The organism is Streptomyces sp. Y1, from assembly GCF_041053115.1.
Taxonomy (GTDB): Bacteria; Actinomycetota; Actinomycetes; order Streptomycetales; family Streptomycetaceae; genus Kitasatospora; species Kitasatospora rubellomurina.
Genome location: NZ_CP163445.1, coordinates 2,138,353 through 2,158,359 on the forward strand (window position 1 = coordinate 2,138,353; position 20,007 = coordinate 2,158,359).

Below are 20,007 nucleotides of genomic sequence, written 5' to 3' on the forward strand. Positions count from 1 at the left end.
CCGGCCGTCCGTCCCCGCCCGGCCGGGCAGTTGGCCCCGCGGCCAGTGGTCTCTACCAATTCGGGAGGGCGGACCGGCCCCGGAACGGCCCACGGCCGGCGCCCGTCGTGCGGGCACCGGCCGTGGTTTGGTCACGCACCGTGAGCGTCAGTTGAGCGCCATCTCGTCCGTCAGGCTGGCCTCGGTTCCCGGCAGACCCAGCTCCGAGGCGCGCTTGTCGGCCATCGCCAGCAGACGGCGGATCCGGCCGGCCACCGCGTCCTTGGTCAGCGGCGGGTCGGCGAGCGCGCCCAGCTCCTCCAGCGAGGCCTGCTTGTGCTGCATCCGCAGCTGACCGGCCGCGGCCAGGTGCTCGGGCACCTCCTCGCCCAGGATCTCCAGCGCGCGCTGCACCCGGGCGCCGGCCGCCACCGCGGCGCGGGCCGAGCGGCGCAGGTTGGCGTCGTCGAAGTTCGCCAGCCGGTTCGCGGTGGCCCGGACCTCGCGCCGCATCCGGCGCTCCTCCCAGGCGAGCACCGACTCGTGCGCGCCGAGACGGGTCAGCAGCGCGCCGATGGCGTCGCCGTCGCGGATCACCACCCGGTCCACCCCGCGCACCTCGCGGGCCTTGGCCGGAATGCCGAGCCGGCGGGCGGCGCCGACCAACGCCAGGGCGGCCTCGGAGCCGGGGCAGGTGATCTCCAGCGAGGAGGAGCGGCCCGGCTCGGTGAGCGAGCCGTGCGCCAGGAAGGCGCCGCGCCAGGCCGCCTCGGCGTCGCAGGTCGCGCCGGAGACGACCGCCGGGGGCAGGCCCCGGATCGGGCGGCCCCGGCCGTCGACCAGGCCGGTCTGGCGGGCCAGCAGCTCGCCGTCCTTGACCACCCGGACCACGAAGCGGCTGCCGCGCCGCAGCCCGCCGGGGGCCATCACCACGAGGTCGGAGGAGTGCCCGAAGATCTCCAGGAGGTCCTTGCGCAGCCGCCGCGCCGCCGACCCGGTGTCCAGCTCCGCCTCGATCACGATGCGGCCGCTCACGATGTGCAGTCCGCCCGCGAACCGCAGGATCGCCGACACCTCCGCCTTGCGGCAGCAGGCCCGGGTGACCGGGAGCCGGCTGATCTCGTCCTTCACCGCTGGAGTCATCGCCATGGCCCGATCCTTCCATGTGTCCGGAAAATCCGGTCGTACGCGGCCGCCAACAGCTCCGGGTCGTGTCGCGGGCTCCCGTCGGTGCGGGCCACCGTACCGAGCACCAGAGCGGCACCCATCCGTTCGGCGGCCTTCTCCAATCCGGCCAGGTCCGCCTGGCCGAAGGCGCCGCCGGTGACGGCGCGCTCGTCCACCAGGATCGCATCCACGGCGAGGTCCGGGGCGTGGTCGGCGATGACCTCCAGGTGGCGCTGCGGGGTGAAGCCCTCGGTCTCGCCCGGCTGCGGGGCGAGGTTCAGCGTGAGCAGGCGGCGGGCGCGGGTCTCGGTGAGGGCCTTGGCCAGTTCGGGGACCAGCAGGTGCGGCAGCACGCTGGTGAACCAGGAGCCGGGGCCGAGCACCACCCAGTCCGCCTCGCGGACGGCGGTGACCGCCTCCGGGACGGCCGGCGGCTCGGCCGGCAGCAGCCGGATCGACTGCACCGTGCCGGGGGTCGCCGCGACGCTGGCCTGGCCGCGCACGGCGGTGACCGCGCCCGGGCGGGCCGGGTCGAGGCCGCGCACGGTCGCCTCGATGTCCAGCGGCACCGCCGACATCGGCAGCACCCGGCCCTGGACGTTCAGCAGCCGGCCGACCCAGTCCAGCGCGGACACCGGATCGCCCAGCTTCTCCCAGAGGGCCACGATCAGCAGGTTGCCGACCGCGTGGCCGCCGAGCTCGCCGGTGCCGGTGAAGCGCTGCTGGATCACCTCGGACCAGGTGCGGCCCCAGTCGTCGTCCCCGCACAGCGCGGCCAGCGCCTTGCGCAGGTCGCCCGGCGGCAGCACGCCCAGCTCCTCGCGCAGCCGGCCGCTGGAGCCGCCGTCGTCGGCGACGGTGACCACGGCCGTCAGGTCGGTGGTCAGCCGGCGCAGCGCGGACAGCGAGGCGGACAGGCCCTGGCCGCCGCCGAGGGCGGCGATCCGGGGGGCGGGGTTGGTCCGGGCGGGACTGCTGCGCGGCCGGCTCGGAGCCGGGGGCCGGGCCGGGCTGCCCGCCCGGTCACCGGCCCTGCCCTGCGGCTGCCGCCCGGGCCCGTATCCCGCCACTCCCGCCACGAATCACCTCGCGTTCCTCGCCCCGCCACCGGCTCCGCCGGGGCCCGGCAGGAGGGCGGCGGTCACTCCCGGCCCATGTCACGGTGGACGAGCACCGTCTCCACACCGTCCGCGATGAGACGCTTGGTCAGCCGCTCGGACATGGCGACGCTCCGGTGCTTGCCACCGGTGCAGCCTACGGCAAGCGTCATGTAGCGCTTCCCCTCCCGGCGGTAGCCCTCGGTAACGATCCGGAGTAGCTCGGCGTAGCCGTCCAGGAACTCGTTGGCACCGGGCTGCTGGAACACGTAGTCGGCGACGTCCGCATCGGTGCCGGTGCGGGCGCGCAGCTCGGGCACCCAGTGCGGGTTGGGCAGGAAGCGGCAGTCCACCACCAGGTCGGCGTCGACCGGCAGGCCGTACTTGAAGCCGAAGGACATCACGGTGGCGCGCAGCTCGGGCTCGTCGTGGTCGGCGAACTGGGCGTCCAGCTTGGCGCGCAGCTGGTGCACGTTGAGGTTGGAGGTGTCGATCACCAGGTCGGCCTCGCCGCGCAGGTCGCGCAGCAGGTCGCGCTCCTGGGCGATGCCGTCGACGATCCGGCCGTCCGCCTGCAGCGGGTGCGGGCGGCGCACGCTCTCGAAGCGGCGCACCAGGGCCTCGTCGGAGGAGTCGAGGAAGACCACCTGGAGGCGGACACCGCGCTTCTCCAGCTCGTCCAGCGAGGTCAGCAGGTCGTCGAAGAACTGCCGGCCGCGGACGTCCACGACCACGCCGATCCGGGCCACGTTCCCCTGGGAGCGGGCGCCGAGGTCGACCATGGTCGGGATCAGGGCCGGCGGCAGGTTGTCGACCACGAACCAGCCGAGGTCCTCCAGGCACTTGGCCGCGGTGGAGCGGCCGGCTCCGGACATGCCGGAGATGATCACCAGCTCCGGCGCGTTCTCGGCCACGTCTGACACGGTCACTTCGGTTCCCCGTTCTCGGTCTTTCTGCTGGGGAGAACACCCACGGCGCGGCCGTCCTTCCCCGGCCCGGACGGGCGCGCGGGGGCGGGGCGGGCCTGCTGACGGGCGGCGTCGGCCGTCATGGCGTCTCCTGGGATGGTGCGGTCCGGGGCACTGCGGTCACGACCTCGTCAGCCCCGTCCTCGATGATCTCGCCGGTCGCGGTGTTGACCGCGGGTGCGGCGGGTGTACGGGACGACAACACCGCCGCAACGGTCTCCGCCGTGCGGCGTCCGATGCCGGGTACGGCGCAGAGTTCGTCGACGGTGGCCGCCCGGAGCTTCTTCAGCGAGCCGAAGTGCTTGAGCAGCGCCCGGCGGCGAGTCTCGCCGAGGCCCGGGACGGAGTCCAGCTCCCCGGCGGTGAGTCGCTTGGAACGCTTGGCGCGCTGGTAGGTGATCGCGAAGCGGTGGGCCTCGTCGCGGACGCGCTGCAGCAGGTAGAGGCCCTCGCTGGAGCGCGGCAGCACCACCGGGTCGTCCTCGCCGGGCAGCCAGACCTCCTCCAGGCGCTTGGCCAGGCCGCACAGCGCGACGTCGTCGATACCGAGTTCGTCCAGGGCGCGCTTGGCGGCCGCGACCTGCGGCTGGCCGCCGTCGACCACCAGCAGCTGCGGCGGGTAGGCGAAGCGGCGCGGGCGGCCGTCCTCGGTGCGCGGGCCCTCCCCCTCGTCGTCCGCTTCGGGGACGGCCCACTCGCCGGTCTGCTCGCGCTCCTGGAGGTAGCGGCGGAAGCGCCGGCCGATCACCTCGTGCATCGAGCGGACGTCGTCCTGGCCGGCGAAGCCCTTGATCTGGAAGCGCCGGTACTCGCCCTTGCGCGCCAGGCCGTCCTCGAAGACGACCATCGAGGCGACCACGTCCTCGCCCTGGAGGTGGGAGATGTCGAAGCACTCGATGCGCAGCGGGACGGAGTCCAGCTCCAGCGCGTCGGCGATCTCCTGCAGGGCGCGGCTGCGGGTGGTGAGGTCGGAGGCGCGCTTGGTCTTGTGCAGCGCGAGGGCCTGCTGGGCGTTGCGCTGCACGGTGGCCATCAGGTCCTTCTTGTCGCCGCGCTGCGGGATGCGCAGGTCGACCTGGCTGCCGCGCAGTTCGCTCAGCCAGTCCCGTATCGGCCCGACCGGGTCGGGCAGCGCGGGCACCAGCACCTCGCGGGGGACGGACTCGTTCCGCTCGTCCGCGGCGGCGGCGCCGTACAGCTGCTGCAGGGCGTGCTCGACCAGGCCGGCCGTGTCGACGTCCTCGACCTTGTCGGTGACCCAGCCGCGCTGGCCGCGCACCCGGCCGCCGCGGACGTGGAAGATCTGCACGGCGGCTTCGAGTTCGTCCTCGGCGACGGCCAGCAGGTCGGCGTCGGTGGCGTCGGCGAGCACGATGGCGTTCTTCTCCATCGCGCGCTTGAGGGCGCCGATGTCGTCCCGCAGCCGGGCCGCCTTCTCGTACTCCAGTTCCTCGGCGGCCTCCTGCATCTGCGCCTCCAGCCGACGCAGGTAGTTGCCCGTGCGCCCGGCCATGAAGTCGCAGAAGTCCTCGGCCAGCGCCCGGTGTTCGTCCGCCGTCACCTTGCCGACGCAGGGCGCGGCGCACTTGCCGATGTAGCCGAGCAGGCAGGGCCGGCCGACCTGCCGGGCGCGCTTGAACACGCCGTTGGAGCAGGTACGGACGGGGAAGACGCGCAGCAGCAGGTCGACCGTCTCGCGGATCGCCCAGGCGTGCCCGTACGGGCCGAAGTAGCGCACGCCCTTCTTGTGCGCCCCGCGCATCACCTGGACCCGCGGGTACTCCTCGTTCAGCGTGACGGCGAGCTCCGGATAGCTCTTGTCGTCGCGGTACTTGACGTTGAACCGGGGGTCGAACTCCTTGATCCAGGAGTACTCCAGCTGCAGCGCCTCGACCTCGGTGGCGACCACCGTCCACTCCACCGAGGCGGCGGTGGTCACCATCGTCGCGGTGCGGGGGTGCAGCCCGGCCAGGTCCTGGAAGTACGAGGACAGGCGCGGGCGCAGGCTCTTGGCCTTGCCGACGTAGATGACCCGGCCGTGGGCGTCGCGGAACTTGTAGACGCCCGGGGAGATCGGGATCGCTCCCGGCGCCGGGCGGTAGGTGCTCGGGTCAGCCATGGGTCCACCGTACCGATCGGGGCCGGTGTCGTGGGGGCAAGATCACGGGGACGGGGCTCGCCTGCTTCAGCTCGGGGTCACCTTGAGGTTCCCGCCCTCGACCGTGACGGCGAAGGCGGGCAGCGGGGTGGGGGCCGGGCCGTCCTGCACCGAGCCGTCTGCGATGGCGAACCGGCTGCCGTGGCACGGGCACTGGATCTGCTGCTTCTTCACCTGGTCCACCACGCAGCCGGCGTGGGTGCACTTGGCGCTGAAGGCCTTGAACTGGCCCTCGGCGGGCTGGGTCACGACGATCTTCTGCTCGCGGAAGACCTTGCCGCCGCCGACCGGGACGTCGGTGGCCGGGCCGAGGTCCACCGGGCCCTTGGGGGCGCTGCTCTTGGCGGAGGAGTCGCCGGAGGAGCCGCAGCCGGCGAGCGTCACGGTGCCGCCGGCCGCCAGGACGGCCGCGGCGCCGCAGAGCAGGGTGCGGCGGGAGGTGGCGGGGCTGGACTCGGTGGCCTCGGACATCGGTGCTCTCCTGCGGTTCGACTGCTGCGGTTCGACTGCTCGTGGGACCACGGAAGTCTATGCGGCACGCGCCCCGCCGCCCCCGGGCATCCGGGGAACGGCGGGGCGGGGCCGACTACTTCTTCGCCGCGACGGCCCGCTTGCGCGGCGCCCGCTTGGCGGGGGCGGCGACCGGGGCGTCCGCGAAGTCGCCCGGCAGGATGTCCCGGAGGAACTTGCCGGTGTGGCTCTCCGAGACGGCCGCGATCTGCTCCGGGGTGCCCTCGGCGACCACCGTGCCGCCGCCGGAACCGCCCTCGGGGCCCATGTCGACGACCCAGTCGGCGGTCTTGATCACGTCGAGGTTGTGCTCGATCACGATCACCGTGTTGCCCTTGTCGACCAGCCCGCTGAGCACCTTGATCAGCTTGCTGATGTCCTCGAAGTGCAGACCGGTGGTGGGCTCGTCCAGCACGTAGACCGTCCGCCCGGTGGAGCGCTTCTGCAGCTCCGAGGCGAGCTTGACGCGCTGCGCCTCGCCGCCGGACAGCGTCGGCGCGGACTGGCCGAGGCGGACGTAGCCGAGGCCGACGTCGTTGAGCGTCCGCAGGTGGCGGGCGATCGCCGGGACGGCCTCGAAGAACGCCAGCGCCTCCTCGATCGGCATGTCCAGCACCTCGGCGATGGACTTGCCCTTGTAGTGCACCTCCAGCGTCTCCCGGTTGTACCGGGCGCCGTGGCACACCTCGCACGGCACGTAGACGTCCGGCAGGAAGTTCATCTCGATCTTGATGGTGCCGTCACCGGTGCAGTTCTCGCAGCGGCCGCCCTTCACGTTGAACGAGAACCGGCCGGGCAGGTAGCCGCGGACCTTGGCCTCCTGCGTCTCCGCGAACAGCCGGCGCACGTGGTCGAACACCCCGGTGTAGGTGGCCGGGTTGGAGCGCGGGGTGCGGCCGATCGGCGACTGGTCGACGTGCACCACCTTGTCCACCAGGTCCGTGCCGGTGATCCGGGTGTGCCGGCCGGGCACGCTGCGGGCGCCGTTCAGCTCCCGGGCGAGGTGGGTGTAGAGGATGTCGTTGACCAGCGTCGACTTGCCGGAGCCGGAGACGCCGGTGATCGCCGTGAAGGTGCCGAGCGGGAAGCCGACCGTGACGTCCTTGAGGTTGTGCTCGCGGGCGCCGTGGACCGTCAACTGCCGCTTCTTGTCCCGCTCGCGGCGCGCGGCCGGGACCGGGATGAACCTCTTGCCGGACAGGTACTGGCCGGTCAGCGACTCCTTGTTGGTGAGCAGCTGCTTCAGCGAACCGGAGTGCACCACCTTGCCGCCGTGCTCGCCGGCGCCCGGGCCGATGTCCACCACCCAGTCCGCGGTCTTGATGGTGTCCTCGTCGTGCTCGACCACGATCAGGGTGTTGCCGATGTCGCGCAGCCGCACCAGCGTCTCGATCAGCCGGTGGTTGTCCCGCTGGTGCAGGCCGATCGACGGCTCGTCCAGCACGTACAGCACGCCGACCAGGCCGGAGCCGATCTGGGTGGCCAGCCGGATGCGCTGCGCCTCGCCGCCGGACAGGGTGCCGGCCGCGCGGTCCAGCGAGAGGTAGTCCAGGCCGACGTCGACCAGGAAGCGCAGCCGCTCGTTGACCTCCTTCAGGACGCGCTCGGCGATCTGCTTGTCCCGGTCGTTGAGCTTCATCGCGCCCAGGAACTCGGCGCAGTCGCTGATCGACATCGACGAGACGTCGGCGATCGACTTCTCCTCGACGGTGACCGCCAGCACCACCGGCTTGAGCCGGGTGCCCTGGCAGGTCGGGCAGGGCACCTCGCGCATGTAGCCCTCGAAGCGCTCGCGGCTGCTGTCGCTCTCCGCCTCGGTGTGCCGGCGCTGGATGAACGGCACCGCGCCCTCGAAGCCGGTGCTGTACGAGCGCTCGCGGCCGAAGCGGTTGCGGTAGCGGACCTGCACCTGGTGCTTGTGCCCGTACAGCAGCGCCTTCTTGGCGCGGGCCGGCAGCCCGGCCCAGGGGATGTCGGTGCGGAAGCCCAGCTCCTCGGCCAGCGCGTCGATCAGGCGCTGGAAGTACTCCTTGGCGTGCCCGGCCGACCAGGGGTGGATCGCGCCCTCGTCCAGCGAGCGCTCCGGGTCCGGCACGACGAGCTCCGGGTCGACCTCCATCCGGTTGCCCAGGCCCGAGCAGTCCGGGCAGGCGCCGAACGGCGAGTTGAAGGAGAACGAGCGCGGCTCCAGCTCCTCGAACGACACGTCGTCGTACGGGCAGTACAGGTGCTCGGAGTACATCCGCTCGCGCTCCGGGTCGTCCTCCGGGAGGTCGACGAAGTCGAGCACGACCATGCCGCCGGACAGCCGCAGGGCCGTCTCCACCGAGTCGGTGAGCCGCCGCTTGGCGCTCTCCTTGACGGTCAGGCGGTCGACGACCACCTCGACGGTGTGCTTCTCCTGCTTCTTCAGCTTCGGCGGCTCGGCGAGCTGGATCGTCTCGCCGTCGACGCGGGCGCGGGAGTAGCCCTTGGACTGGAGGTCGGCGAACAGGTCGACGAACTCGCCCTTGCGCTCGCGCACCACCGGGCTGAGCACCTGGAAGCGGGTGCCCTCGGAGAGCTCCAGGACCTTGTCGACGATCGCCTGCGGCGACTGCTTGGCGATCGGGCGGCCGCAGTGCGGGCAGTGCGGCTTGCCGATCCGGGCGAACAGCAGGCGCAGGTAGTCGTACACCTCGGTGATGGTGCCGACGGTCGAGCGGGGGTTGCGGTTGGTGGACTTCTGGTCGATCGAGACGGCCGGGGAGAGGCCTTCGATGAAGTCCACGTCGGGCTTGTCCATCTGGCCCAGGAACTGGCGGGCGTAGGAGGACAGCGACTCGACGTAGCGGCGCTGGCCCTCGGCGAAGATCGTGTCGAAGGCGAGCGAGGACTTGCCGGAGCCGGAGAGGCCCGTGAAGACGATGAGGGAGTCGCGGGGCAGGTCGAGCGAGACGTTCTTCAGGTTGTGCTCGCGTGCACCGCGGACGACGAGGCGGTCGGCCACAGCTTCTGGCGCCTTTCTCCGGTACGAGACGGCCTTGGAGGTGAGCGGGTTCTTCTTCCAGGATGCGGCAGCCAGCCTATAGCTCAGACGTTCGAATATCGACTCTGTCCAGTGGAGACCACCCGAACGAGTGAGGACCGCTTCCGGGCCGTCCGTACCCGGACCGAAAAACCCCCTGCTCAGGGCCCGGATGCGGCGATAGCGTCGACTGGTCAACGAGCGAGGCCCGGCCCGGGCAACGCCCTGTTCCGTACGGAAGGCAGATTCGATGACCGATGCACAAGCCGCCGCGTCCTGGCTGAGCCGGGTCGAGGAGAGCACCCGGCGCCTGCTGACCACCGTCGCCGCGATGGAGCCCGACGCCGTCGCCGAGCCCTCCGCCCTCCCCGGCTGGACCCGCGGCCACGTGCTCGCCCACCTCGCCCGCAACGCCGACTCCCTGGTCAACCTGCTCGACGGCGCCCGCACCGGCACCGACATCCCGCAGTACGCCAGCAACGAGGTCCGCGACCAGGACATCGAACGCGACGCGCCCCGCCCGCTGGACGTCCACCTCGCCGACCTGCGCGACGCGCACGCCCGCTTCGCCGAGGCCGCCGCGCTGCTCGGCCCGGAGGCCTGGGCGGTGGGCGTCAAGCACCGCTCCGGCTACGTCTTCCCGGCCCACGAGATCCCGCTCAAGCGCCTGCTGGAGCTGGAGTACCACCACGTCGACCTGGACGCCGGCTACACCCCCGCGCAGTGGTCGGAGTCCTTCGCGGTGGCCCAGTTCCGCCGCCTCGCCACCACCCTGGACGGCGACGACGACCTCCCCGCCGTCCGGCTGATCGCCGACGACACCGAGGACCGCGCCCTGATCGGCGCCCCCTCGGCCGGCACCGGCCCGACCGTCGAAGGCCCGGTCCGCGCCCTCGCCGCCTGGCTCTCCGGCCGCTCGGACGGCGCCGACCTGCGCCGCACCCCCGACACCGGGCTCCCCGAGCTTCCCCCCATGGGCTGATGGCGGGACGATGATCCTGAACCCTGTTGCCGGACGAGGAGCGGACGGATGACGTACCACGGAGCGGTCAAGGTCGGCGGGCCGCCGGACGTGCGCGAGCTGGCGCACCTGATCATCACCAAGGTGGCCGTGGGCCCGTACGACAACAACGCCTACCTGCTGCGCTGCCGGGCCACCGACGAACAGCTGCTGATCGACGCGGCCGCCGACGCACCGGTGCTGCTGGAGACGGTCGGCGACGAGCTGGAGACCGTGGTCACCACCCACCGGCACCACGACCACTGGGGCGCGCTCGCCGAGGTGGTCGCCACCACCGGCGCCCGCACCGCCGCGGGCGAGCACGACGCCGAGGGCATCGACGTCCCCACCGAGCTGCTGCTCGCGGACGGCGACCGGCTGCGCGTCGGCGACGTCGAACTCACCGTCCGCCACCTGGTCGGCCACACCCCGGGCGCGATCGTGCTGATCTACGACGACCCGCAGGGCCACCCGCACGTCTTCACCGGCGACTGCCTCTTCCCGGGCGGCGTCGGCAACACCTGGGGCGACCCGGAGGCCTTCCGCACCCTCTACCGGGACGTCACCGAGAAGATCTTCGACGCCCTCCCCGACGAGGCCTGGGTCTACCCCGGCCACGGCAACGACACCACCCTCGGCACCGAACGCCCCCACCTGGCGGAATGGCACGACCGGGGTTGGTAGCACCCCTCGGTTGGTCGGCTCCCACGGGGGCCGACCACCGGGAAACATCATCAGTTCGAGCCGAAGACCTCGATGCGGCACTTCGCGGCACCGCTTCGCTCGATCCTCGCATCACTGGTGATCAGCGTCGCGGCGAGAGCCTCGGCCAGGGCGACGTACTGGGCGTCATAGGCGCTCAGGTTCGCGTGGAGAGCCTGGACGCGGCTCCAGAGGTGGAGCGTCTCGTGTCGGGCGACCGGAAGCAGCCGATAGGCCTCGACGGCCCTGTCGACCTCCCGTTCCGTGAGTTTGCCCGCCCGCCGCATACCCAGCAGGGCCGACTGGATCTCGTAGTCGATCAGCGTGGGCACGGCCACGGTGTCCGCGGAACCCACCCGGGTCCGGACGGCGAGGCCGAGGGCGTCTCGGTTGACGAGGAAGTGCACCAGTGCGGAACAGTCGACGACGACCGTCCCGCTCACCGCCCAGCCCGTCCCTCGTCGATCGCGGCCAGGACATCGCCCGCGCTGACACTGGCGGTGGTCTCACGGTTGAGGCGCGCCACCATCTCCTCCAAGGTGGGCTTGGACGTCTCGCGCGCGATGAGATCGAGGAAGTAGGCCTGAAGAGACTTGCCGGCCTGGGCGGCACGAACCTTCAGGGTCTGGATCTGGTCATCCGGGACGTCCCGGATCGTCAGAGCAGTCATGCCTGCAGCATAGTGCCATTGCCTGCATAATGCAGATAGCCCCGCCGCCGGATCGATCCGGCGGCGGGGCTCTCATGCGTTCGACTCCGGTCAGGCGTCGAGCTTCTGCGGCTCGCGCTCGGCCTCGGCGGCCTTCTTCGAGGCCCGCAGGCTGGTGAAGGTGGTGACGGCCAGCACCACCACGATGAAGGCCAGCGAGAGCGGGATGCCGATCTCCGGGACATTGGCGCCCGCCTCGTGGGCGGCATGGAGGACCAGCTTCACGCCGATGAAGCCGAGGATCACCGACAGGCCGTAGCTGAGGTGGACCAGCTTCTTCAGCAGGCCGCCGATCAGGAAGTAGAGCTGGCGCAGGCCCATCAGGGCGAAGGCGTTCGCCGTGAAGACGATGTACGGGTCCTGGGTGAGGCCGAAGATGGCCGGGATCGAGTCCAGGGCGAACAGGACGTCCGTGGTGCCGATCGCGAGCATGACGATCAGCATCGGGGTGATCAGCCGGCGGCCGTGCTCGCGGACGAGCAGCTTGGTGCCGCGGTAGTCCTCGGTGGCGGGGAAGCGCCGGGTGATCGACTTGAGCAGGCGGTTCTCCTCGAACTCCTCGTCCCCCTCGTCGGCCCGGGCCTCCTTGATCAGCTTCCAGGCCGTCCAGATCAGGAAGGCGCCGAAGACGAAGAACACCCAGGAGAACTCGGAGACCAGGGCCGCGCCGCCGGCGATGAACGCCGCGCGCAGCACCAGGGCGATGATCACGCCGAACATCAGCACGCGCTGCTGGTAGATCCTGGGCACCGCGAACTTGCCCATGATCAGGATGAACACGAAGAGGTTGTCGACGCTGAGCGACTTCTCGGTGATGTACCCGGCGAAGAACTCGCCGGCCGGCTGGGCGCCGGAGTGCCACCAGAGGAAGCCGCCGAAGATCAGCGCGAGCACGACCCAGACGGCCGTCCAGATGCCGGCCTCCTTGATCGAGACCTCGTGCGGCTTGCGCCCTCCGATGAAGAAGTCCGCCACGACGAGTGCGATCAGCACACCGATCGTGGTGGCCCACATGGTTACGGAAACGTCCATTTACTGCTCCTCCGGCAGCTGGGCGAGACGGGTCGTCACTGCCGGAGGTCTCTTCCGCCCATCGGGCCAGCGCCCCGGGGTGCCGCGACGGGCACCCGTGATGACGGGGTCGGCTGTCGAGGAATACTCCCCTCCGCTACCGTCGAGGGTAACAGGAGCGGCAAGGGAAGGTAAAGAAGGTAAAGGGGCGGGCTAGAGGAACGGCTCGATGGCCGGCAGCAGGTCCTGGAAGGTCCGCCCCTTGGCCGGTGCGCCGATCGCCTGCATCTCCCAGCCGCCCTCGCCGTCCCGGTACACCTTGGCCATGATCTGCCCGGTGTGCGGCCCGCCGCCCGCCAGCTCGTACCGGGCGAGCTCCAGGCCCGTCGTCTCGTCCACCAGCCGGCAGTGCGCCAGGCGCACCTCGGCGAAGGTCTGCCCGGTGTACGAGCTGACGGTGAACACCACCTGGGTGATGTGCGCCGGCACGTGCAGCAGGTCGACCAGGATCGCCTCGTCGTCCTCGGCGCCGGAGCCGCCCTCCAGGTTGTCCCCGGTGTGCCGGACGGAGCCGTCCGTCGACTCCAGGTGCTGGAAGAACACCACGTCGGACGGCGTCTTCTCGGCGTACAGCAACGCCGAGGCGTCCAGGTCGACCTTCCGGGCGCGGCTGCCGAACAGGCCCCGCTTGGGCGCGGCCTGCCAGCCGAGGCCCATCCGGACCACGGTCAGGGAGCCGCCCGGCCCCTTCCGGAGGCTGACCCGTTGGCCCTTGGCCAGGTTCACCGACACGGCGTTGTCCTCTCTGCACGGCCGCGCGGTCGAGCCCGCCCGGCGCCACGATGGAACACCCCGTTGCCGTCCCCCGGCTGAGGCCCCCGCTACCACGGCTCGCCGCTCCGTCCCGAGAGCGTGATGCCGCAGGCCAGCCTAGGGCCTGCGGCCCCGTCTCCTCCTCTGCGTTTCCCCGTTTGTGGCAAGGCTGAGACACCGCCGGGCTTGACCGGTGCCATTCCGGCCAAGCCCCGCGGTGCCCCGCCGCCGCTCGGCGGCCGCTACGCCACCCCGGCCTCGCGCATCTGGCGCAGCTCCTTCTTCAGCTCCTTCACCTCGTCGCGCAGCCGCGCCGCGACCTCGAACTGCAGGTCGGCGGCGGCCGTGTGCATCCGGTCGGTCATCTCCTGGATGAGCTCGGCCAGTTCGGCGGCCGGCAGCGACTTGGCCGGCTTGCGCTCCGCGCCGAGCATCGGCACCGGGGCCTTGGCCTTGCCGGAGCCGCGGTAGCCGGTGGAGAGCAGTTCGTCGGTGTCCACGTCCTCGCGGGCGAGGGTGTCCAGGATGTCGCCGATCTTCTTCCGCAGCGGCTGCGGGTCGATCCCGTGCTCCTTGTTGTAGGCCTGCTGCACGGCCCGGCGGCGGTTGGTCTCGTCGATCGCCTTCTCCATCGACGGGGTGATCCGGTCCGCGTACATGTGCACCTGGCCGGAGACGTTGCGGGCCGCGCGGCCGATCGTCTGGATGAGGGACGTGCCGGAGCGCAGGAAGCCCTCCTTGTCCGCGTCCAGGATCGCCACCAGCGACACCTCGGGCAGGTCCAGGCCCTCGCGCAGCAGGTTGATGCCGACCAGCACGTCGAACCGGCCCGCGCGCAGCTCGCGCAGCAGCTCGACGCGGCGCAGGGTGTCCACGTCGCTGTGCAGGTACCGGACCCGGATGTCCAGGCCGAGCATGTAGTCGGTGAGGTCCTCGGCCATCTTCTTGGTCAGCGTGGTGACCAGCACGCGCTCGTCCCGCTCGACCCGCTTGCGGACCTCGTGCACCAGGTCGTCGATCTGGCCCTCGGTCGGCTTGACGATCACCTCGGGGTCGATCAGGCCGGTCGGGCGGATGATCTGCTCGACCTGGCCGTCGCCGCGCGACAGCTCGTACGGGCCCGGCGTCGCGGACAGGTACACCGTCTGGCCGATCCGCCCCAGGAACTCCTCCCACTTCAGCGGGCGGTTGTCCATCGCGGACGGCAGCCGGAAGCCGTGCTCGACCAGCGTGCGCTTGCGCGAGGCGTCGCCCTCGTACATCGCGCCGATCTGCGGGACGGTGACGTGCGACTCGTCGATGACCAGGAGGAAGTCCTCCGGGAAGTAGTCGAGCAGCGTGTTCGGCGGGGAGCCGGGCTCGCGGCCGTCGAAGTGCATCGAGTAGTTCTCGACGCCCGAGCAGGTGCCGATCTGGCGCAGCATCTCGATGTCGTAGGTGGTGCGCATGCGCAGCCGCTGGGCCTCCAGCAGCTTGCCCTGCTTCTCCAGCTTGGCGAGCGTCTGCTCCAGCTCCTGCTCGATGCCGGTGATCGCGCGCTCCATGCGCTCGGGGCCGGCCACGTAGTGCGAGGCGGGGAAGACGTAGATCTGCTCGTCCTGGCTGATGATCTCGCCGGTGAGCGGATGCAGGGTGTACAGCGCCTCGATCTCGTCGCCGAACATCTCGATCCGGACGGCGAGCTCCTCGTACACCGGGAAGATCTCGATGGTGTCGCCGCGCACCCGGAAGGTGCCGCGGCTGAAGGCCACGTCGTTGCGCGCGTACTGGATGTCGACGAAGCGGCGCAGCAGCACGTCGCGGTCGATCTCCTGGCCGACCTTCAGCGGGACCATCCGGTCCACGTACTCCTGCGGGGTGCCGAGGCCGTAGATGCAGGAGACGGACGCGACCACGACCACGTCGCGGCGGGTGAGCAGCGAGTTGGTGGCCGAGTGCCGCAGCCGCTCGACCTCCTCGTTGATCGAGGAGTCCTTCTCGATGTAGGTGTCCGTCTGCGGGACGTACGCCTCGGGCTGGTAGTAGTCGTAGTACGAGACGAAGTACTCGACCGCGTTGTTCGGCAGCAGCTCGCGGAACTCGTTCGCCAGCTGCGCGGCCAGCGTCTTGTTCGGCGCCATCACCAGGGTGGGCCGCTGCAGCTTCTCGATCATCCAGGCCGTGGTCGCCGACTTGCCGGTACCGGTGGCACCGAGCAGCACGACGTCCTTCTCCCCGCCCCTGACCCGCCGCTCCAGCTCGGCGATCGCCGCCGGCTGGTCGCCGTTCGGCTGGAAGGGGCTGACGACCTCGAAAGGCGCCACGGACCGCTCAATACTCGTGATGGGACGCACGAGTCCACCGTACGACCCACCACTGACAGACGTGGCCTACTTCGCGCTGTCCCGGGCCAGGGCGACCAGGCGGGAGATGGCGCGGAGGTACTTCTTGCGGTAGCCGCCGCGGAGCATCTCCTCGGGGAAGACCTGGTCGAAGGGGAGGCCGGAGGCGGTGATGGGGAGTTCGCGGTCGTACATGCGGTCGGCGAGGACGACCAGGCGCAGGGCGGTGGACTGGTCGTCGACCTGGCGGACGCCGCGCAGGCAGACGGCGGTGACGTCGTCCAGCAGCGCGCCGTAGCGGCTGGGGTGGACGGCGGAGAGGTGGGCGAGCAGGGCGTCGAAGTCGTCCAGGGAGGCGCCCGGGGTGCGGCCGGCGACGGCCTCGACGGTGTCGTCGGGGTACGGCGGCGGGGCGTCGGGCAGGCCGCGGTGGCGGTAGTCCTGGCCGTCGATGCGCATCGGGCGGAAGTGGGCGGACAGGCCCTGGATCTCGCGCAGGAAGTCGGCGGCGGCGAAGCGGCCCTCGCCGAGCTTCTCCGGGAGCGTGTTGGAGGTGGCGCAGAGCTTGACGCCGTTGTCGACCAGGCGGCCGAGCAGGGTGGAGACCAGGACGGTGTCGCCCGGGTCGTCGAGCTCGAACTCGTCGATGCAGAGCAGGGTGTGCCCGGAGAGGGTCTGGACGGCCTGCTGGAAGCCGAGCGCGCCGACCAGGTTGGTCAGCTCGACGAAGGTGCCGAAGGCCTTCGGGCCGGGGGCGGCGTGCCAGAGCGAGGCGAGCAGGTGGGTCTTGCCGACGCCGTAGCCGCCGTCGAGGTAGACGCCGGCCGGGCCGGTGGGCGCGGGGGCGCTGCGGCGGAACCAGCTGCGCTTGGGCGCAGAACCGTTTCCTCCCCCATTTCCTCGTCCGAGCGTGGTCGCGAACTGCTCCAGGACCTGGACGGCCTCGTACTGGCTGGGCTGGCTCTGGTCCGGGAGGTACGTCCCGAAGCTGACCTGGGAGAAGCGCGGCGGCGGGACCATCTCGGCGACCAGGCGCTCGGCGGGCACCACCGGGCGGCGGGAGGCGAGCGCGATCGGGGCGCCGGCCTGGCCGGGAACGGCTATGGTCTCGGTCGCGGTGGCGGGGCGGGGAGCTGCGGACACATCAGTAGAGGGTACGCCTGGTCCCCCCGCCCTCCGAACGGCCTCCGGACTCCCCTCGAACGGCCCACGAACGACCCCCGAACGGCCCACGGTGGAAGACTGAGGACATGCACCTGCTGATCAACCCGCTCGACGGGCCCGTCGCCGATCCGTCCTCCCTGGAGGCGCTGGCCGCCCTCTACGCGTACCCCGACCAGGTGAATCGGGGCCGCCCCTGGCTGCGCGCCAACATGGTGACCGGGCTGGACGGCGCGGCGAAGCTCGACGGCGTGTCCGAGGGCCTGTCCGGCGACGCCGACAAGCGGATCTTCGGCGTGCTGCGCGCGCTCTCGGACGTGGTGCTGGTGGGCGCCGAGACGGTCCGGGTCGAGGGCTACCGGCCGGCCCGGGCGCGGGCCGAGTTCGCGGCGGCGCGGGCCGCGGCCGGGCAGGCCCCGGCCCCGGCGATCGCGATCGTGACCCGGTCGCTGGACCTCGACCTGGGCGCGCCGCTGTTCACGGAGCCGCTGGTCAGGACGGTGGTCATCACCACCGAGGACGCCCCCGAGGAGCGCCGCCGGGCCGTCGCCGAGGTCGCGGACCTGGTGCTCGCCGGCCTCGGCTCGGTGGACCTGCGGACGGGCGTGGCGGCGCTCGCGGAGCGCGGCTGGACGCGGCTGCTGTGCGAGGGCGGTCCGCGGCTGCTGGGGCAGCTGGCGACGATGGACCTGCTGGACGAGCTGTGCCTGTCGCTGGCCCCGCTGATCACGGGCGGCGACGCGCCGCGGATCGTCCACCATGCGCAAATGCCTGACGTGCAGCGGATGCGGCTGGTCTCATTGATCGAGCAGAAAGGATTCCTCTTCACCCGCTACCTGCGTCACCTGGGTTCGGATGACCCCGTGACCCCCTGATCGTGATCCCGTTATGCGATGCCGGGGCCCGGGGGCCGGCCACTGGAAGGGACTCACGTGTTCAAGACGGTACTGATGATCGAGAAGGCTCTCTCCGACGCGGACGTGGAGCTGGTCACCACGCTCCACAGCGACGAGAAGGTGTCCTTCGTCGTCCTGATGCAGCCGCGCGGCAAGCAGGACGAGCTGCTGCGGGCGCTCGACGACGTCGCCCTCGGCCACCTGGACAAGGTGGTGCACGAGCACGACGAGTCCGAGACCGGCCCGACCGTGGCCACCGAGTCGCTGGAGCACAGCCTGCGCCACCTGCGCGCGGCCGGGGCCGAGGCGGTCGGCGAGCTGGTGGAGGAGAAGCCGCTGGACCGGCTGCGCGAGGTGGTCCGGCAGCAGGAGGCGGACGAGGTGGTGGTGCTCACCTCACCGCACTTCGTCGAGGAGTTCTTCCACCGCGACTGGGCCTCCCAGGCCCGGCACAAGGTGGGGGTCCCGGTGCTGCGGCTGTTCGCCAGCGACTCCTGACTCCGCGCGCCGGTGGTGCAGAATCGTCCTTGCGGCCGGCCCGCGAGGACGATTCGCGTCCGGCCCGCCCCGCCCCCAGCCAGCCCCCGCCCGTACGGAGCCCCGCCTTGAACGACGCCGCGCACGACCTGCACGCCCCGCACTTCATCGGTATCGGCGGCGCCGGGATGTCCGGCCTGGCGAAGATCCTCGCGGTGCGCGGCGCCAGCGTCTCCGGCAGCGACTCCAAGGAGTCCGAGACCGTCCTCGCGCTGCGGGCGCTGGGCGCCACCGTGCACGTCGGCCACGCCGCCGAGCACGTGCCGGACGGCGCCAGCAGCATCGTCGTCTCCAGCGCGATCCGCACCGACAACCCCGAGCTGGCCGCCGCCCGCGAGCGCGGCATCCCGGTGGTGCACCGCTCCGACGCGCTCGCCGCGCTGATGGGCGGCCGCCGGGCGCTCGCCGTCGCCGGCACCCACGGCAAGACCACCACCACCAGCATGCTCGCCGTCGCCCTCGGCGAGCTGGGCCTGGACCCGTCCTACGCCATCGGCGGCGACCTCGACGCGCCCGGCTCCAACGCCCACCACGGCGCCGGCGAGATCTTCGTCGCCGAGGCCGACGAGAGCGACCGCAGCTTCCACAAGTACGCGCCCGAGGTGGCGATCGTGCTCAACGTGGAACTGGACCACCACGCCAACTACGCCTCGATCGACGAGATCTACGAGTCCTTCGAGACCTTCGTCGGCCGGATCGTCCCCGGCGGCACCCTGGTGGTCTCCGCCGACCACGACGGCGCCCGCGAGCTCACCGCCCGGGTGGCCGGCCGCGAGGGCCTGAACGTGGTGACGGTCGGCGCCGCCGAGGACGCCGACCTGCGCGTCCTGTCGGTGGTCGCCCACGGCATGACCAGCGAGGTCACCGTGCTGCTCGACGGCGCCGAGCTGACCTTCACCGTCTCGGTGCCCGGCCGGCACTACGCCCACAACGCGGTGGCCGCGCTCGCCGCCGGCGTCGCGCTCGGCGTCCCCGCCGCCGACCTCGCCAAGGCGCTCGGCGCCTACACCGGCGTGCGCCGCCGCCTGCAGCTCAAGGGCGAGGCGGGCGGCGTCCAGGTGATCGACTCCTACGCCCACCACCCCACCGAGATGACCGCCGACCTGGAGGCCATCCGCGAGGCCACCGAGGGCCGCGTCCTGGTCGTCTTCCAGCCGCACCTGTTCAGCCGCACCCAGCAGCTCGCCGAGGAGATGGGCGCCGCCCTCGCGCTCGCCGACACCTCGGTGGTGCTCGACATCTACCCGGCCCGCGAGGACCCGATCCCGGGCGTGACCAGCGAGCTGATCATCGACGCCGCCCGCCGGGCCGGCGCCGACGTCACCGCCGAGCACGACTTCGCCGCCGCCCCCGCCCTGCTCGCCGGGCTGGCCCGCCCCGGCGACCTGCTGCTCACCATGGGCGCGGGGGACGTCACCAACCTGGGGCCGGAAATTCTGCGGCACCTGGCCAACGTTGCCTCCAACGTCTGACCTATCGCGCCTATCGCGTCGGGAGCCGTGATGAGCTACGAGATCCAGAAGTCCGAAGCCGAGTGGCGCGCCCAGCTCAGCCCCGAGGAGTACCACGTGCTCCGCGAGGCCGGCACCGAGCGCCCCTTCGTCGGCGAGTACACCGACACCAAGACCGTCGGCGTCTACAGCTGCCGCGCCTGCGGGGCCGAACTGTTCAGCTCCGAGACCAAGTTCGACAGCCACTGCGGCTGGCCGTCCTACTACGCGCCGCTCGCCGAGGACCGCGTCCAGTACATCGAGGACACCTCCCTCGGCATGCGCCGCGTCGAGGTCCGCTGCGCCACCTGCGGCGGCCACCTCGGCCACGTCTTCGAGGGCGAGGGCTACGGCACCCCGACCGACCAGCGCTACTGCATCAACAGCATCTCGCTGACGCTGAAGCCGGCGGAGTAGCACCCCGCATCCTTCGAGGGCGGGGCCGTGGACACCACCACGGCCCCGCCCTCACGCGTGTCGC

18 protein-coding genes are annotated in these 20,007 nt (G+C 71.7%); 6 read left to right on the top strand and 12 right to left on the bottom strand.

Translation table 11 applies throughout. The features are described from left to right. Positions 1–147: 147 nt before the first annotated feature. From whiA to uvrA, 6 genes are all read right to left on the bottom strand, one after another. The gene (gene whiA, locus AB2U05_RS08960; RefSeq protein ID WP_045702768.1) at positions 148–1,128 is read right to left on the bottom strand and encodes a DNA-binding protein WhiA; all 981 of its coding nucleotides are present in this window, start codon (positions 1,126–1,128) and stop codon (positions 148–150) included. Next, complete coding sequence (gene yvcK, locus AB2U05_RS08965) at positions 1,119–2,216, bottom strand: uridine diphosphate-N-acetylglucosamine-binding protein YvcK (protein WP_063773584.1); 1,098 nt, start codon at positions 2,214–2,216, stop codon at positions 1,119–1,121. The genes whiA and yvcK overlap by 10 nt, the downstream gene beginning before the upstream one ends. A gap of 71 nt (positions 2,217–2,287) precedes the next feature. Further along, a complete protein-coding gene (gene rapZ, locus AB2U05_RS08970) occupies positions 2,288–3,172 on the bottom strand; it encodes an RNase adapter RapZ (protein WP_244179003.1) in 885 nt (294 codons plus the stop codon). Between the two features lie 118 nt (positions 3,173–3,290). Beyond that, positions 3,291–5,330: an excinuclease ABC subunit UvrC gene (gene uvrC, locus AB2U05_RS08975; RefSeq protein ID WP_369182961.1), complete on the bottom strand. Its 2,040-nt coding sequence runs from the start codon at positions 5,328–5,330 to the stop codon at positions 3,291–3,293. A gap of 66 nt (positions 5,331–5,396) precedes the next feature. Then, positions 5,397–5,840 (bottom strand): Rieske (2Fe-2S) protein, encoded by a 444-nt coding sequence (locus tag AB2U05_RS08980; protein ID WP_369182962.1) that lies wholly within the window; start codon positions 5,838–5,840, stop codon positions 5,397–5,399. Between the two features lie 115 nt (positions 5,841–5,955). Beyond that, positions 5,956–8,868, bottom strand: a complete 2,913-nt coding sequence (gene uvrA, locus AB2U05_RS08985; RefSeq protein WP_045702761.1) for an excinuclease ABC subunit UvrA — start codon at positions 8,866–8,868, stop codon at positions 5,956–5,958. A gap of 268 nt (positions 8,869–9,136) precedes the next feature. Between uvrA and AB2U05_RS08990 the strand changes: the two genes are divergently transcribed. Then, the gene (locus AB2U05_RS08990; RefSeq protein ID WP_045702760.1) at positions 9,137–9,868 is read left to right on the top strand and encodes a maleylpyruvate isomerase family mycothiol-dependent enzyme; all 732 of its coding nucleotides are present in this window, start codon (positions 9,137–9,139) and stop codon (positions 9,866–9,868) included. A 48-nt stretch (positions 9,869–9,916) separates the two neighbouring features. Further along, the gene (locus AB2U05_RS08995; protein WP_045702758.1) at positions 9,917–10,570 is read left to right on the top strand and encodes an MBL fold metallo-hydrolase; all 654 of its coding nucleotides are present in this window, start codon (positions 9,917–9,919) and stop codon (positions 10,568–10,570) included. A gap of 50 nt (positions 10,571–10,620) precedes the next feature. Here the strand turns inward: AB2U05_RS08995 and AB2U05_RS09000 are convergent, their stop codons facing one another. The 6 genes from AB2U05_RS09000 to zapE form a co-directional block, all read right to left on the bottom strand. After that, positions 10,621–11,031, bottom strand: a complete 411-nt coding sequence (locus tag AB2U05_RS09000; protein ID WP_045702756.1) for a type II toxin-antitoxin system VapC family toxin — start codon at positions 11,029–11,031, stop codon at positions 10,621–10,623. After that, positions 11,028–11,258 carry an antitoxin gene (locus tag AB2U05_RS09005; protein WP_045702754.1) on the bottom strand — a complete coding sequence of 77 codons (231 nt, stop codon included), beginning with the start codon at positions 11,256–11,258 and terminating at the stop codon, positions 11,028–11,030. The genes AB2U05_RS09000 and AB2U05_RS09005 overlap by 4 nt, the downstream gene beginning before the upstream one ends. A 90-nt stretch (positions 11,259–11,348) precedes the next feature. Next, entirely contained in the window at positions 11,349–12,329 is a 981-nt protein-coding gene (locus AB2U05_RS09010; RefSeq protein ID WP_369182963.1) for a TerC family protein, read from the bottom strand. A gap of 192 nt (positions 12,330–12,521) precedes the next feature. Continuing rightward, positions 12,522–13,100: a TerD family protein gene (locus AB2U05_RS09015; RefSeq protein WP_045702750.1), complete on the bottom strand. Its 579-nt coding sequence runs from the start codon at positions 13,098–13,100 to the stop codon at positions 12,522–12,524. 263 nt (positions 13,101–13,363) lie between these two features. Continuing rightward, on the bottom strand, positions 13,364–15,454 hold the full coding sequence (gene uvrB / locus AB2U05_RS09020) for an excinuclease ABC subunit UvrB (RefSeq protein WP_045702748.1): 2,091 nt from the start codon (positions 15,452–15,454) through the stop codon (positions 13,364–13,366). Positions 15,455–15,490: 36 nt separating this feature from the next. Next, positions 15,491–16,546 (bottom strand): cell division protein ZapE, encoded by a 1,056-nt coding sequence (gene zapE, locus AB2U05_RS09025; RefSeq protein WP_244179005.1) that lies wholly within the window; start codon positions 16,544–16,546, stop codon positions 15,491–15,493. Between the two features lie 146 nt (positions 16,547–16,692). Between zapE and AB2U05_RS09030 the strand changes: the two genes are divergently transcribed. From AB2U05_RS09030 to msrB, 4 genes are all read left to right on the top strand, one after another. Beyond that, positions 16,693–17,478 (top strand): pyrimidine reductase family protein, encoded by a 786-nt coding sequence (locus AB2U05_RS09030; RefSeq protein WP_369182964.1) that lies wholly within the window; start codon positions 16,693–16,695, stop codon positions 17,476–17,478. A gap of 57 nt (positions 17,479–17,535) precedes the next feature. Further along, complete coding sequence (locus AB2U05_RS09035) at positions 17,536–17,997, top strand: indole-3-glycerol phosphate synthase (RefSeq protein ID WP_107073142.1); 462 nt, start codon at positions 17,536–17,538, stop codon at positions 17,995–17,997. A gap of 128 nt (positions 17,998–18,125) precedes the next feature. Continuing rightward, a complete protein-coding gene (gene murC, locus AB2U05_RS09040) occupies positions 18,126–19,508 on the top strand; it encodes a UDP-N-acetylmuramate--L-alanine ligase (protein ID WP_107073143.1) in 1,383 nt (460 codons plus the stop codon). A gap of 30 nt (positions 19,509–19,538) precedes the next feature. Then, positions 19,539–19,943, top strand: coding sequence for a peptide-methionine (R)-S-oxide reductase MsrB (msrB, locus tag AB2U05_RS09045; RefSeq protein ID WP_045702740.1), 405 nt, complete (start codon positions 19,539–19,541; stop codon positions 19,941–19,943). The last annotated feature ends 64 nt before the right edge of the window (positions 19,944–20,007 follow it).

What these genes read in the sequence shown, in the direction of transcription:
- AB2U05_RS08995 (WP_045702758.1), top strand. Translation starts at nt 9,917, where the DNA reads ATGACGTACCACGGAGCGGTCAAGGTCGGCGGGCCGCCGGACGTGCGC.
- msrB (WP_045702740.1), top strand. Translation starts at nt 19,539, where the DNA reads ATGAGCTACGAGATCCAGAAGTCCGAAGCCGAGTGGCGCGCCCAGCTC.
- AB2U05_RS09010 (WP_369182963.1), bottom strand. Translation starts at nt 12,329, where the DNA reads ATGGACGTTTCCGTAACCATGTGGGCCACCACGATCGGTGTGCTGATC.
- whiA (WP_045702768.1), bottom strand. Translation starts at nt 1,128, where the DNA reads ATGGCGATGACTCCAGCGGTGAAGGACGAGATCAGCCGGCTCCCGGTC.
- AB2U05_RS09005 (WP_045702754.1), bottom strand. Translation starts at nt 11,258, where the DNA reads ATGACTGCTCTGACGATCCGGGACGTCCCGGATGACCAGATCCAGACC.
- AB2U05_RS08980 (WP_369182962.1), bottom strand. Translation starts at nt 5,840, where the DNA reads ATGTCCGAGGCCACCGAGTCCAGCCCCGCCACCTCCCGCCGCACCCTG.
- uvrC (WP_369182961.1), bottom strand. Translation starts at nt 5,330, where the DNA reads ATGGCTGACCCGAGCACCTACCGCCCGGCGCCGGGAGCGATCCCGATC.
- AB2U05_RS08990 (WP_045702760.1), top strand. Translation starts at nt 9,137, where the DNA reads ATGACCGATGCACAAGCCGCCGCGTCCTGGCTGAGCCGGGTCGAGGAG.
- AB2U05_RS09030 (WP_369182964.1), top strand. Translation starts at nt 16,693, where the DNA reads ATGCACCTGCTGATCAACCCGCTCGACGGGCCCGTCGCCGATCCGTCC.